Genomic DNA, 13,436 nt, shown 5'->3' on the forward strand with positions numbered 1-13,436 from the left:
CAAAGCGCCATCGGGCGGACCATCCGTCGGACAACGCGCTGGAGCATCCAAATGATTTTTGAAACCCTCGATACCACGGGCCACGAACAGGTCGTTTTCTGCCATAACAAGGACGCGGGCTTGAAAGCCATCATCGCCGTCCACAGCACGGTGCTTGGCCCGGCGTTGGGCGGTACGCGCATGTGGCCCTACCGTAGCGAGGACGAAGCCTTGAATGACGTGCTGCGCTTGTCGCGCGGCATGACCTACAAGAATGCGGTCGCCGGCTTGAACTTGGGTGGCGGCAAGGCTGTAATCATCGGCAACCCGGCCACTGACAAATCGGAAGCGCTGTTCCGCGCCTTCGGCCAGTGTGTCGAGTCGCTGGGCGGCCGTTACATCACCGCTGAAGACGTCGGCATCGACGTCAACGACATGGAATATGTCTATCGCGAAACCGAATACGTCACCGGCGTTCACCAAGTGCATGGCGGTTCGGGCGACCCCTCGCCGTTCACCGCCTACGGCGCGCTGCAAGGCCTGATGGCCACGCTGTCGAAGAAGTTCGGCGATGAAGAAGTCGGCAAGTACACTTATGCCGTGCAAGGCCTCGGCCACGTCGGCATGGAATACGTGAAGTTGTTGAACGAACGCGGCGCGAAAGTGTTCGTCACCGACATCAACAAGGAATTGGTCGACAAAGCCGTGAGCGAGTACGGTGCGGAAGCCGTCGGCCTTGACGAAATCTATGACGTCCCGGCAGATGTGTATTCGCCGTGCGCTTTGGGTGGCACCGTCAACGAAAACACCCTGCCGCGTTTGAAGGCCAAAGTGATTTGTGGCGCCGCCAACAACCAATTGGCCAACAACGCCATCGGTGACGAAGTGGCCAAGCGCGGCATCTTGTATGCGCCGGATTACGCGGTCAATGCCGGCGGCGTGATGAACGTCTCGCTGGAAATCGACGGTTACAACCGTGAGCGTGCGATGCGCATGATGCGCACCATCTATCACAACCTGTCGCGCATCTATGAAATCTCGGAACGCGACAACATCCCGACCTACCAAGCGGCCGACCGTTTGGCCGAAGAACGCATCGCCGCCATGGGCAAGCTCAAGCTCCCGATGGGACGTGGCGCCGCCCGCTTCAAGGGCCGCATTCGCGGTCATTGATCGGCACAGGCAGTAGAACAGACAAACCCTCTGCAAAGAGGGTTTGTCGTTTTCAAAGACAGTTTTGAACAAACAGCATTGTTTCAAGGAGTGAGTGATGCGAATTCCAAGTCTGGGTGAAGAGCTCGACGCGTTGCGCGACGCGGTCCGCCGCTTCGCCGAAAATGAAATTGCCCCGCGCGCCGCGGCCATTGACGAGGAAAATCTCTTTCCGCAAGACCTTTGGCCGAAGCTCGGCGAGATGGGCTTGCTGGGCATCACCATTCCGGCGGAATTCGGCGGAAGCGAAATGGGTTACCTCGCACACATGGTGGCGATGGAAGAGATCTCGCGTGCCTCTGGCTCGGTCGGCCTGTCTTACGGCGCCCACTCGAATCTGTGCGTCAACAATCTGTATGCGAACGGCAACCAAGCCCAACGCGAAAAGTATTTGCCGAAGTTGTGCAGCGGCGAATGGAAAGGCGCGTTGGCCATGAGTGAGCCGGGCGCAGGTTCCGACGTTGTCGGCTCTATGAGCTGTCGCGCCGAGTTGAAGGATGGCGTCTGGGTCGCGAACGGCAACAAGATGTGGATCACCAACGGCCCGGAAGCGGACGCGCTCGTGGTTTACATGCGCACGGCCGGCAAAGAAGCCGGCAGCCGCGGCATGACGGCATTCATTGTCGAGCGCGGCATGAAAGGTTTCAGCACGGCGCAGAAGCTCGACAAGTTCGGGATGCGCGGCTCCAACACCTGCGAACTGGTGTTTGAGAACTGCGAAATTCCGCAGGAAAACGTGCTCGGCGAGGTCAACCAAGGCGTCAAAGTCTTGATGAGCGGCTTGAACACCGAGCGCTTGGTGTTGACCGGGGGTCCGCTGGGTCTGATGCAAGCGGCGCTGGACATCACCCTGCCCTACGTTCGTGAGCGCAAGCAATTTGACCAAGCCATCGGCACGTTCCAGTTGATGCAAGGCAAAGTGGCCGACATGTACACCAAATTGCAGTCGAGCCGCGCATTCGCGTATCAAACCGCGCGTGACTACGACGCGGGCTTCAAGAGCCGCGTGGATGCCGCCGCGTGTTTGATGCACGCCTCCGAGGCGTCTGTCGAAGTGACCCTGGAAGCGATTCAAGCTTTGGGTGGCAACGGCTATATCAACGAATTCCCGACCGGACGATTCTTGCGTGACGCCAAGTTGTACGCCATCGGCGCGGGTACCAACGAGATTCGCCGGATGCTGATCGGTCGCGAATTGTTCGCAGGTAACAGCTGAACATCCACCTCACCCGCGCTCGCGCGGGTGAGGTGTCGCACGTCCAAAATCAGTACTGGTACTGATACTGCAGCATTGCTGTCTTGAATCTGCCCAAGCTGGTGTTGCGTTGACCGAGATCCAGTCGTAGCAGACTGTTATTTCCGAAACGCGTATTGAATCCCAAGCTGTAAAGCGCACCCTGCTTGGCAAATCCCAGGCCTTGCACCGGCATCCACGTGTTCAACGCAGTGAAACTGGCGTTCAAGTCATTGCGCGCCGACAACAGTCGTTGCCATTCGGCTTGCAAGGTCATGCCCATGGTCCAACCGTTGTCGAGCGTCCAATCACGCGCGGCGCGCAGCCCGGCGTAAGCCTGCCATCGGTCGGCATGCCAAGCCTGTCCACGCAGTGCGAATCCGGTCAAACCGCCCTCGTCGAAACCGCGGTTGTAGGCGCTGGCGTATTGCGTGCCGACATACGGCGTAAACGCCGTTCCCGCGAACCGGTACGTGTATCCGCCCTCCAAGCCGGCGAACGCATAGTCACCGCGTACGTTGCTCATGACCGATTCGCCCAAGCCGCCGAGTTGCAAATTCCGTTCGATTTGTCGATCGAAACGCCCGAGGCCTGCGCTGGCTTGCAGATAGGCATTGCGATCGAACCACGCCGCATAAATCTGCGCCTCGCCTTGACGACCCCGGCTGCGATCGCCGAGATCTGACAACCAACCTGAGGTTTCGGTGTTGCTATACGCCATGCCCACGACGGCGTTGCGACCCCATTTCATATCGAAGCCCGCCATTTGGCCGCCGACATTGAAACCCATGCCGCTGAATCCGGCGGTAACCAGACTGCCGTTACTTTGCAGGTCCTGTTGCCAGGCGTTGCCGCCACCTTTGCCTTGCATCACGTCGTCCAGCCGCGCAGACAAGGTACGGCGGCCGGCATCCAAAGATTCGAAGGTCATCGCGGCAGAGGCCGCATGGATTTCGCCCCCCAAACTTTGCAAGCTCCGTTCCGCTACGCCCATATCGCGTGAATTCTGCAATGCTGCGGCGCTGAGGACGAAATTGGTATTGCTCACGCCGCCCGAATCAATCGCGGACATCGCCGTTTCGACACGATCGGCGCTGTTCACTGCCGACGTCGTCATTTGATTGTTGACCGCCAACGACGTCACTTGCAGACGGGTGACATTCAAATACGCGTTGTTGGCGTCGTAGCTCATGGTCGCGTCGAGAAAAACGTTTGAAGACGTTTTCACCGAAGCGAAGGTCCCGCTCAATCCGCCCAGCGCATTGATCACGACCTCACGGCTCTTGGAGGTATAGCCCGACTTTTGACCGAGAATGCTGAGCTGCCCCGCAATGGCGGCGGAACCGGTCACGCTCAGGTTGTTGCCCACCCAGTAACCGAGATTGCCATTGGCGGTTTGCGTGTAATTGCCGGCAATGGTGACCACGTTGTTTTGATCGGCAAAAAACTTGCCTGCGTTGTCCACACCGCCATTGAAACGTCCGCTGGCGAATACTTGGCCGCCCGAAGCCACGGTCAATTTCGACGCGAGGCCGTTGCGCACGTCCAAGGCGCCTGCATTGACCGTGGTGCCACCGGTATAGGATTGCGCCTCCGTCAACGTCAGGGTGCCGGTGCCGTTCTTGATGAGACCGCCCGCGCCGCTGATGTTATTGCGCCAAACAGAATTGCTGCTGGGCGCCACCGTGACATTGCCCCAATTGAACTGTCCCGGACCTTTGATCGCCTTGCCGACGTCCAGCAAGCCATAACCGAATACCGGATCCACGCCGGGCGCGCCCAAGTCTTTCGCGGTGCCCAGCACCGTTTGACGGACGAGATCATTGTTGAAATACGGGAATGCCGACCACACCACCGCCAAGGCACCGGACACCAGCGGCGCGGCGTAGGACGTGCCACCTCCCCGTTCGTAATACTGTGCGGCGGCATCGATATAGGTGACCACGCCGGGTGCGGCCAAACAATAATTCATTGCGCGACCGCATTGCTGCGACCAAGAGGTCAGCGTGGTAGGCGCGGCCGGATCCAAGGCGGCGACGGTCAACCAACCTTTTTCGAGTTTTGCGGCATCTGCCGACATGCTCGGCAAAGAAGCCATATCCGACGGATTCGGTTTGACCGCCGGGAAGTCGCCGGAGTTGCCATTCGCGAACACCACGATGCCGCCGCGGTTTTGAATGAAATCGGCGAATCCGTTGACGATGCCTGGCGTGACATCCGGATTGGTCCAATACAAACCGCCCCAGGAGTTGTTGGAAATCTTCGCGCCTTGATCGGCAATCATCGTGTGAACTTCCTTGAGGAAGTTCCCCATCCCGACGCCGTCAGCGACCGTGATCTCGTTACCCTGCCCGGTGCCATCGTCGACCGGATCGGCGTCTTGAATCATCCGCACCGCCGCGATATTGGCCATGGGCGCGACGCCACCGCCGTAATTGCCGACTGTCGTACCCGCTGCGAGTTCCGCAACGATGGTGCCATGCGGTTTGACGTAATCGACATTGGCATTGTTGGTCGCAGGATCCAACGCAAACAGCGAATAGGTGACGCGTCCTTTCAAGGTCGGATGATTGCTGTTCACACCGGAATCGAGAATGCCGATGGTGACACCGGAACCTTTTAGTTCATTGGCGTAGCTTTGATCGGCATTGATGAGCTTCAGATGTTCGCTGTATGTCGGCAGCGTTGCGCTCGACGTCGTCAGTGCCACAACGGTCGGCGGCGTTGCGAGGGTTTTCAAACTCAGGTCTTGTTGCACGGTGCCGGCGGCCGGTGTTGTGCTGCCACCCCCGACCGGCGTCCCGCTTCCCCCACTCGACTTGGTACCGCCGCCCCCACCGCAAGCCGTCATGCCGAGGGCCAAAGATGACGCAACCGCTACTGCCAACACATTTCTAGAAAATCTAATCACCGCTCTCCCCGATAGATGAACTCAACCCAAAGTTGATCGTCTGCGAATTTTTCCGAAACTGCAACCGGATTCCCCTATTCAGCCCGGTGTGGTTGTCAAGGCATCGCATTGCAACATTCAAAGCTTCATAATCGGGGATTCCCTGTTTTTGGAAGTCCTTTAGTTATGGGTGATGTCGTCATTGTCGGTGCCAAGCGCACAGCCATCGGTTCAATGCTTGGTCAATTCACGGGGGTTCCGACGCCCCACCTCGGCGCAACCGCGATCACCGCGGCACTGGCGCACGCAGGCGTCCCGACGGATGCGGTTGACGAAGTCATCATGGGTTGCGTGTTGCCGGCCGGCCTCGGCCAAGCACCCGCCCGGCAGGCATCTCTCGGCGCCGGCATCCCGAACAAAGCCGGTTGCACCACGATCAATAAAGTGTGCGGTTCGGGCATGAAAGCCGTGATGTTTGCGCATGACCTGATCAAGGCCGGCAGCGCGAACATGGTGGTTGCGGGCGGCATGGAATCGATGACCAACGCACCGCATCTCTTGAACGGCTCGCGCACCGGCATTCGCTATGGCAGCGCTGAGTTCCTCGACCACATGGCCTGGGACGGTCTCACCAACCCGTATGACGGCAAGGCGATGGGCGTGTTCGGTGACGCCACCTGCCTCAAATACAACGTAGATCGCGAAGCCTTGGATGTTTTTTCCACCGAGAGCGTGAAGCGTGCGCAAGAAGCCATTGCGTCCGGTGCCTTCAAGGCGGAAATCGCCCCGGTCACCGTCACCACGCGCAAAGGCGAAGTGATTGTCGACACCGATGAAGAGCCGGGCAAGATCGACGTCAGCAAGATCCCGGGCCTGCGTGCCGCCTTCGGCAAGGACGGCATCCTGACCGCCGCCGCTTCGTCGAAAATCTCTGACGGTGCCGCTGCCTTGGTCGTCGCCTCGCGCGAAGCCGCTGAAAAAGTCGGTGCCCAGGTGCTGGCCACCGTGGTCGCGCATGCCACGAACTCGCTGGCACCCGACCAATTCACCGTCGCACCGGTTGGCGCGATTCAGCAGGTCTTGGAAAAGGCCGGCTGGAAGGCGGAAGACGTCGATTTGTTCGAAATCAACGAAGCCTTCTCGGTAGTGGCGATGCTTCCCATGCAGGAAATGAACATTCCGCGTGAGAAGATCAATGTGAACGGTGGCGCCGTCGCCTTGGGCCACCCGATCGGCTGCAGTGGTGCACGTCTTTTGGTGACCCTGATCCACGCCCTGCAGGCGCGCGGTTTGAAGCGTGGGGTCGCTTCGCTCTGTATCGGCGGGGGTGAAGCCACGGCCGTCGCCATTCAGATGGCGTGAAGACGGGGCTGAAGAGCGAATAACTCCGGACCAACGTAGTTTGCAAAAAATCCGGACAAGTCTATTGACACGGCTTAAAGATTGGTCATTTAATGTACGCAACGTGCAATAGCGCGTTGCAACCTTTTCAACCTTAAGGAAATGATCATGACCTTGAACAAAGCACTGTTGGCACTCGCCATGGGCCTCGCCCTGACCGCTTGCTCGAACGCCGACCAAGCCGCTGACTCGGCTGCTCAAGCCAACCAATCGGCTGCTGAAGCACAAGCTTCGACCGCTGAAGCCGCTGGCACCCCGGAACAAGCTGCTGCTGCTGCCGGCGCCGACGCCGCTGCTGCCAACGCTGAAGCTGCTAACAAGGAAGCCGCTGCTGCTGCCGCTGCTCCGACCGCTGCTGCTGCCGACGCACACGCTGACGCTGCTGAACAGCACGCTGAAGCCGCTGACGCTGCTGCCAAGTCGGCAGAAGACGCGAAAGACGCTGGCGAAGCCAAGAAGTAATCAATTGTCCGTCAAGGACGATTGAACTGATAAAGCGGTCACCGGGTTTCCGGTGGCCGTTTTCTGAATCCGGACTTGAATCCGGATCAAGACGATTACCCACTTACCTTTCTGGAGTTTTCTCATGAAGATCAAATTTGCTGCTCTGATCGCCGCTTCGGCCATCGCTCTCGCCGCTTGCAACAGCGCCACCACCGAACAAAAGGCTGACGAAGCCGCTGCTTCGGCCGACCAAGCTCAAGCCGCTGCTGGCGACGCCGCCGCTGCTGCTGGCGACGCTGCTCAAGCCGCTGGTGCCGCCGCTGGCGACGCTGCTGCTACCGCAACCAACGCTGCCGGCGACGCTGCCGCTGCTGCTGGTGACGCTGCTGCCGCTTCGGCTGCTGCTGCCGGTGCCGCTGCTACCGCCGCTGGCGCCCAAGCTGCTGACGCCACCAAGGCTGCTGCTGCGGACGCAACCGCTGCTGCTGCCGGCGCAACCGCCAAGGCTGCCGACGCAGTCAAGGACGCTGCTGCTGCTACCCAAGCAAACGCTGAAGCCGTCAAGGCTGACGCCAAGAAGTAATTTCGTTTCCCGCAAGGGATCGAACACTTCGGAAAGGCCCGCGCAAGCGGGCCTTTCTTTTTTGTCGCCGCGCAAGCTTGGTATCCTTGTGGATTGCGAAGACAAGTGAATGTTTCATGCCCGAATTGAAGTCACGGATAGACACCGGATCATCCGAGTTCAAGGCCAACGCCACCTACCATGAGGGTTTGCTCGCTGCGCTGAAAACGCGGCTCGCACGTGCGGCACTCGGCGGCGGCGAATCCGCTCGCGACAAACACGTCGGCCGCGGAAAACTGCTAGCGCGCGATCGTGTCACCGCCCTGCTCGATCCGGGTTCGCCGTTTCTTGAATTGAATGCTTTGGCTGCTGAAGGCATGTACGACGATGCGGCGCCCGCCGCGGGCATCGTCACCGGCATCGGTCGCGTCATGGGTCAGGAATGCGTCATCGTCGCCAACGATGCAACGGTCAAGGGCGGCACGTATTTCCCGATGACGGTGAAGAAGCACCTGCGCGCACAGGAAGTCGCACTCGAAAATCGCTTGCCGTGCATTTACTTGGTGGACTCGGGCGGCGCGTTCTTGCCGTTGCAGGACGAAGTCTTCCCGGACAAGGAACATTTCGGCCGCATTTTCTACAATCAAGCGCGCATGAGCGGCGAAGCGATTCCGCAAATCGCTGTCGTGATGGGCAGTTGCACAGCCGGTGGCGCATACGTGCCGGCCATGTGCGACGAAAGCATCATCGTGAAAAATCAAGGCACGATTTTTCTCGGCGGACCACCCTTGGTGAAAGCGGCAACGGGTGAAGTCGTGGATGCGGAAGAGCTCGGCGGTGCCGATGTGCATACGCGCATTTCAGGCGTCGCAGACCATCTTGCCGAAGACGATCATCACGCCCTGTCCATTGCGCGCGATATCGTCGGCACCTTCAATCGCCACAAACCCGACGTGGTTGAGTTGCGCGCGCCGGTTGAACCGAAATACCCGCCGCAAGAGTTGTACGGCATCGTCCCGCAAGAGTCGCGCATTCCCTTCGATATCCGCGAAGTGATTGCCCGCATTGTCGACGGCAGCGAGTTCCAGGAATTCAAAGCGCGTTATGGCGCGACCTTGGTCTGCGGCTTTGCGCATATTCACGGTTGCCCCGTGGGCATTGTCGCCAACAACGGCATCTTGTTCTCGGAGTCCGCGTTGAAAGGCGCGCACTTCATCGAACTTTGCAATCAGCGCAAGATCCCGTTGGTGTTCCTGCAAAACATCACCGGCTTCATGGTCGGCAAGAAATATGAAAACGCGGGCATTGCCCGTGACGGCGCCAAGATGGTGACAGCCGTCGCCTGTTCCAGTGTGCCGAAATTCACCGTGGTCATCGGTGGCAGTTTCGGCGCCGGCAACTATGCGATGTGCGGCCGGGCATACGGCGGACGTTTCCTCTGGATGTGGCCGAACGCACGCATCAGCGTGATGGGTGGCGAACAAGCGGCCAGTGTTTTGGCCACGGTCAAACGCGACAGCATCGAATCCCGCGGCGGCGAGTGGACGACGGACGAAGAGGAAGTCTTCAAGGAACCCATTCGCGTGCAATACGAAGATCAGGGCAATCCCTATCATTCCACGGCACGCCTGTGGGACGACGGCATCATCGATCCCGCCGATACGCGTCGTGTGCTCGGGCTTGCGCTTCATGCGTCCTTGAACGCGCCGATTGAACCGGCGAAGTTCGGCGTGTTCCGGATGTGATCCGCAGACGATGATTGTCGGGATAGATCTCGGTACGACGCATTCTCTGGTCGGACGATACGGCGCGCACGGGCCTGAGCTTTTTCCGAACGCGCTCGGCGCACTATTGACGCCCTCCGTCGTGTCGTTGGACGACGACGGCAACGTCCTGGTGGGCGCCGCTGCCCGCGATCGTCTCATCACCCATCCGCAATCCAGCATTGCCACGTTCAAACGTTGGATGGGCACGGCGCGCGAAACGCGCTTGGGCAAACATCAATTCCGCCCGGAAGACTTGTCGGCACTCATCTTGAAATCTCTGATTGCGGATGCGGAAGCCGCAACGGGTGAAAAAGTCACTGAGGCGGTGATTTCAGTGCCCGCCTATTTCGGCGACGCCCAGCGCAAAGCCACACGCATTGCCGGCGAATTGGCCGGGATCAAAGTCGAGCGTTTGATCAACGAGCCGACCGCCGCTGCCCTCGCCTACGGGCTTCAAGAGCGTGTCGACGGGGCCACCTTCATCGTGTTGGATCTAGGTGGCGGCACTTTCGACGTGTCCATCCTCGAGATTTTTGATGGCGTTATGCAGGTGCATGCCTCGGCGGGCGACAACCGCTTGGGTGGTGAAGATTTCCTCGAAGCTTTGGTGGGCTTGTTTGCCACCGAAATGAAACTCGATTTGCGCGCGATCAGCCGCCCTGAAATGGCGCGCTTGCACGCGAAGATCGATCAAGCGAAACGCGCCTTGAGCACTCAAGACCGTGTCGATGTCGAGGTGGCTTTGCAAGGTGAGACTTACCATTGGGAGATCACCGAGAACCGCTTCCAACTGGAATCGGAGCCGCTGCTTCAACGGATTCGCGCGCCGATCGAGCGCGCCATTCGCGACGCCAAGCTGACGCCGGCGGATTTGAGCGAAGTGGTCTTGGTCGGTGGCGCATCACGCATGCCGATTTTCACCCGCCTCATCGCGCGCATGTTGGGACGCTTGCCCTTGCGCCATGTGAATCCCGATGAAGCCATTGCGCTCGGGGCGTGCGTGGCCGCGGGCATGAAAGCGCGCAACCAAGCGCTTGAAGAAACGGTCATGACCGACGTTTGCCCGTACACCTTGGGCGTCGGCGTGTCGCGGGATCACGGCAATGGACGGCGCACGGAAGGCCACTTCTCGCCCATCCTCGAACGCAACAGCACCGTGCCGGTCAGCCGTTCTTCGACATTCAACGCCGTCGAAGACAACCAACGGGAAATCGTGCTGGAGGTCTATCAAGGAGAGAGTCCGCGTGTGGCCAACAACGTGTTGCTCGGGGCCTTGAGCGTCAAGTTGCCGCCGCGCACCAAGGTCGCGGATTCAGTGGTCGACGTTCGCTTCACCTATGACGTCAACGGCGTACTTCAGGTGGAGGCGAAGTTGCTTGCAACGGGCAAGGTCGAAGAGTTGATCCTCCAAAACAATCCCGGTGTGCTCGACGAACAGGAAGTCCGTGAGCGTTTGAAGGCGCTCGAGGGCATCAAAGTCCACCCGCGCGAGGTGCAAGCCAATAAGGCAACCATCGCAAAGCTCGAACGGGTGTACGAGGAGCGCTTGGATTTGCGCCCCATGCTCGATGAGTGGCTTTCGACCTTCATGGCACATCTGGAGACGCAGGATACGCAAGCCATCGAACGCATTCGCAGCGAACTGGACGGCGCGCTGGCCGAAATCGATTCATCCCCCTTCGCATGACGCCGCATCAGTTGCTCGGCATCAACGCCGACGCCAGCGTCATTGAAGTCAAACGCGCATATGCGAAGAAGCTGAAAACCACACGGCCTGATGACGACCCCGTCGCCTTCCAAACTTTGCAGGAAGCCTACGCGCACTGTCTGGAATGGGCACAGCATCGGAACGAGCAGGATGACGCGGCGCCGATGGACGATGTCGCGCCCCATCATGACGCTGACGACACGCGTGAAGCCGTGTTCGTTCCCAATGCAGACGAGTTGGACGGGTTCGACGACACCGAGCAAAACGACCAAGCGTTTCTCGAAGACTTCACCGATCGCTTCATTCACGATCAGCCAATGGCAATGTTGCAATGGCTCAACGCCCACCCGGCGATGGTCTCCATCACGCGCAAGGACGCGATGCGCTGGGACATCTTGGACGCGATTGAAGGCGTCTACCCGCCGGTCTCGGAAGAAATGTTGGATGTCGTCAAACAGTTCTTCGGGCTCGACCAATGGGATTTTCGTGCGCCTTGGTTGATTGAACGCTTGACCGCGATCGAAGGCGAGTTCGACAACGCGCGGGCCCTTCAGTCACTTAAGCAGCATTACAACGATCCGGGCACCAAATACTTTGATCGTTTGCTTTACCGAGAACTCTGCAGCCCCTTTCATCCGGGGCGAAGAGGCTTCTGCATGCTCACGTTCGGCATGCCGCAGCGTCTGTCGGAACTGTGCACACGCATTGAAAACATTGACCCCTCGGCGGCGCACAACCTGCTCAATGCCAAGTCCGTTGCCTTCTGGCGCGCCGCTAACGCGCACAGCCGCCTCGCGTGGCAGCGTCTCGTAGTCGTGGCCATGCGCATTGTGTTTTGGGTGCCCTTGGCCTCGTTTCCCGCGTTCAAAAACGCCAGCGTTTCCACACTGACGTCTGCAATGTTTTGGCGCGTGATCATCGGCAACATGCTCGTTTGGGCGGTGGTTTGGGCGATTTTTGCCGTCATTCGCCTGAGCACGATTCACTTCAAGCGTTTCCGCCTGAGCAACAACTGAGCGCACGATTACAAAATGCACGCTTCGCGTTTGCTGAATGGCGAGGCGATGAATTTTGCGTGCTACGGTATGGAACCCGCAGCAACGCTGCCTCCCCCAAGGGTTGAATCGCAATGGCAATTGGTTGGAAAGAAAAAGAAAAAGAGGTTGGCCGCGCGGATGTTGCCGCATTTCCCGACAATGCGGTCTCCGCACCGCCGGTCACGACACCGATCGCGTCAGCCCCCGCACCGGTTGCGCAAATCACGCCTTCAACACCGGCAATGAAAGAATCCATCATCTCGCCGGACCTCTCCATCGAAGGCAAAATCGAAGGTTCGGGCCATGTGCGGATTGCGGGCAAATTTAAGGGCGACGTCAACGTCAAAGGCAATTTGACCGTCGAAGAAGGCGCCAAATTGAATGGCAGCGTTCGGGCGGACAAGGTCAGCCTGGCCGGCGAACTCGATGGCAATATCGAATCGGCGCAGCATGTGGACTTGCTTAAGTCCTGCACGTTGAACGGCGACATCAAAGCCAATACGTTGACCATCGCCGCGGGTTCACGCGTCAAGGGTCACGTCGAATGCGGTTGGGGCGACAGCGCAGCTGCGGAAACCAAGCGCATCGGTAGCTCTGCCAACGACGGTTGATCATGCTCGGTCGCGCCCCTGCGGAGAAACCGATTGGCGCAACGCGCCAATGCCCGCATTGCAAGGCCATGATTTTGGAAAGTGCCACGACATGCCCCGCATGTCGTGGACACCTGCGTTTCGACCAGCCGCCTGATCGCCAGACGCTGGATCAGGCGCTCAAGATCGAAGGCAGCATCACCCACCCGGCCGATGCCGGCGCATGGGAATACTGCATGGTTGCCGTCATCAAGAACGAACGCGGCGAAGAAGTCGAACGCAAAGTGATCGGCGTCGGTGCGATGAAGGCCAACGAGACGCGTACTTTCAGCTTGAGCGTCGACGTCGTCGCCAGCACGCGGATGCGCGCAAAGAATCAGTGACAGCCGTCGTCATTGCTGCAGCCTGCGCAGGCATTGCCTGCACGGGCAGGTGGCGCTATGCGTCGGCCGACCGACTGCAACCACGTCGGATGTTGTTCTTTCGCTGCCCATAAGGCGATCGCACCCACGAGACGCCGCCAAACGCCGGGCAACTGCGAACGCACGACGAACAGCAGGCAACACAGTCCAATCAGCGCGAGCAGAATGTATTGGACGGTGAGCGACATGAT

12 protein-coding genes are annotated in these 13,436 nt (G+C 59.3%); 10 read left to right on the plus strand and 2 right to left on the minus strand.

Annotated elements, in window-relative coordinates; genetic code table 11:
• Nucleotides 1–51 precede the first annotated feature (51 nt).
• Both H8L67_RS06425 and H8L67_RS06430 read left to right on the plus strand, forming a co-directional pair.
• Nucleotides 52–1,152, plus strand: a complete 1,101-nt coding sequence (locus H8L67_RS06425; RefSeq protein ID WP_220379037.1) for a Glu/Leu/Phe/Val dehydrogenase dimerization domain-containing protein — start codon at nucleotides 52–54, stop codon at nucleotides 1,150–1,152.
• 97 nt (nucleotides 1,153–1,249) lie between these two features.
• Nucleotides 1,250–2,407, plus strand: a complete 1,158-nt coding sequence (locus tag H8L67_RS06430; protein ID WP_220379038.1) for an isovaleryl-CoA dehydrogenase — start codon at nucleotides 1,250–1,252, stop codon at nucleotides 2,405–2,407.
• Nucleotides 2,408–2,456: 49 nt separating this feature from the next.
• Here H8L67_RS06430 and H8L67_RS06435 read toward each other — a convergent pair whose 3' ends face one another.
• A complete protein-coding gene (locus H8L67_RS06435) occupies nucleotides 2,457–5,312 on the minus strand; it encodes an autotransporter serine protease (protein WP_220379039.1) in 2,856 nt (951 codons plus the stop codon).
• A 189-nt stretch (nucleotides 5,313–5,501) separates the two neighbouring features.
• Between H8L67_RS06435 and H8L67_RS06440 the strand changes: the two genes are divergently transcribed.
• The 8 genes from H8L67_RS06440 (at nucleotide 5,502) to H8L67_RS06475 (ending at nucleotide 13,206) form a co-directional block, all read left to right on the plus strand.
• Nucleotides 5,502–6,677 carry a thiolase family protein gene (locus H8L67_RS06440; protein ID WP_220379040.1) on the plus strand — a complete coding sequence of 392 codons (1,176 nt, stop codon included), beginning with the start codon at nucleotides 5,502–5,504 and terminating at the stop codon, nucleotides 6,675–6,677.
• A 147-nt stretch (nucleotides 6,678–6,824) separates the two neighbouring features.
• Nucleotides 6,825–7,178 carry a hypothetical protein gene (locus H8L67_RS06445; RefSeq protein WP_220379041.1) on the plus strand — a complete coding sequence of 118 codons (354 nt, stop codon included), beginning with the start codon at nucleotides 6,825–6,827 and terminating at the stop codon, nucleotides 7,176–7,178.
• A 124-nt stretch (nucleotides 7,179–7,302) separates the two neighbouring features.
• Nucleotides 7,303–7,743, plus strand: a complete 441-nt coding sequence (locus H8L67_RS06450) for a hypothetical protein (RefSeq protein ID WP_220379042.1) — start codon at nucleotides 7,303–7,305, stop codon at nucleotides 7,741–7,743.
• 116 nt (nucleotides 7,744–7,859) lie between these two features.
• Entirely contained in the window at nucleotides 7,860–9,467 is a 1,608-nt protein-coding gene (locus tag H8L67_RS06455; RefSeq protein WP_220379043.1) for a carboxyl transferase domain-containing protein, read from the plus strand.
• Nucleotides 9,468–9,477: 10 nt separating this feature from the next.
• The gene (locus tag H8L67_RS06460; RefSeq protein ID WP_220379044.1) at nucleotides 9,478–11,175 is read left to right on the plus strand and encodes a molecular chaperone HscC; all 1,698 of its coding nucleotides are present in this window, start codon (nucleotides 9,478–9,480) and stop codon (nucleotides 11,173–11,175) included.
• Nucleotides 11,172–12,212: a J domain-containing protein gene (locus H8L67_RS06465; protein WP_220379045.1), complete on the plus strand. Its 1,041-nt coding sequence runs from the start codon at nucleotides 11,172–11,174 to the stop codon at nucleotides 12,210–12,212. Before H8L67_RS06460 ends, H8L67_RS06465 begins: the two co-directional genes overlap by 4 nt.
• Nucleotides 12,213–12,325: 113 nt before the next feature.
• The gene (locus tag H8L67_RS06470) at nucleotides 12,326–12,844 is read left to right on the plus strand and encodes a bactofilin family protein (protein ID WP_220379046.1); all 519 of its coding nucleotides are present in this window, start codon (nucleotides 12,326–12,328) and stop codon (nucleotides 12,842–12,844) included.
• Nucleotides 12,845–12,846: 2 nt separating this feature from the next.
• A complete protein-coding gene (locus H8L67_RS06475) occupies nucleotides 12,847–13,206 on the plus strand; it encodes a hypothetical protein (RefSeq protein WP_220379047.1) in 360 nt (119 codons plus the stop codon).
• Here H8L67_RS06475 and H8L67_RS06480 read toward each other — a convergent pair.
• Entirely contained in the window at nucleotides 13,200–13,433 is a 234-nt protein-coding gene (locus tag H8L67_RS06480; RefSeq protein WP_220379048.1) for a DUF6587 family protein, read from the minus strand. The two genes, H8L67_RS06475 and H8L67_RS06480, sit on opposite strands and share 7 nt — an antisense overlap.
• Nucleotides 13,434–13,436: the final 3 nt, after the last annotated feature.

Origin of the sequence: Lysobacter soyae (assembly GCF_019551435.1) — a bacterium.
Lineage (GTDB): Bacteria > Pseudomonadota > Gammaproteobacteria > Xanthomonadales > Xanthomonadaceae > Solilutibacter > Solilutibacter soyae.

Bases quoted from the DNA above. Each gene is read 5' to 3' on its own strand.
- H8L67_RS06470 (WP_220379046.1), top strand. From the start codon at position 12,326: ATGGCAATTGGTTGGAAAGAAAAAGAAAAAGAGGTTGGCCGCGCGGAT.
- H8L67_RS06445 (WP_220379041.1), top strand. From the start codon at position 6,825: ATGACCTTGAACAAAGCACTGTTGGCACTCGCCATGGGCCTCGCCCTG.
- H8L67_RS06465 (WP_220379045.1), top strand. From the start codon at position 11,172: ATGACGCCGCATCAGTTGCTCGGCATCAACGCCGACGCCAGCGTCATT.
- H8L67_RS06425 (WP_220379037.1), top strand. From the start codon at position 52: ATGATTTTTGAAACCCTCGATACCACGGGCCACGAACAGGTCGTTTTC.
- H8L67_RS06430 (WP_220379038.1), top strand. From the start codon at position 1,250: ATGCGAATTCCAAGTCTGGGTGAAGAGCTCGACGCGTTGCGCGACGCG.
- H8L67_RS06480 (WP_220379048.1), bottom strand. From the start codon at position 13,433: ATGTCGCTCACCGTCCAATACATTCTGCTCGCGCTGATTGGACTGTGT.
- H8L67_RS06455 (WP_220379043.1), top strand. From the start codon at position 7,860: ATGCCCGAATTGAAGTCACGGATAGACACCGGATCATCCGAGTTCAAG.
- H8L67_RS06475 (WP_220379047.1), top strand. From the start codon at position 12,847: ATGCTCGGTCGCGCCCCTGCGGAGAAACCGATTGGCGCAACGCGCCAA.
- H8L67_RS06440 (WP_220379040.1), top strand. From the start codon at position 5,502: ATGGGTGATGTCGTCATTGTCGGTGCCAAGCGCACAGCCATCGGTTCA.
- H8L67_RS06460 (WP_220379044.1), top strand. From the start codon at position 9,478: ATGATTGTCGGGATAGATCTCGGTACGACGCATTCTCTGGTCGGACGA.
- H8L67_RS06450 (WP_220379042.1), top strand. From the start codon at position 7,303: ATGAAGATCAAATTTGCTGCTCTGATCGCCGCTTCGGCCATCGCTCTC.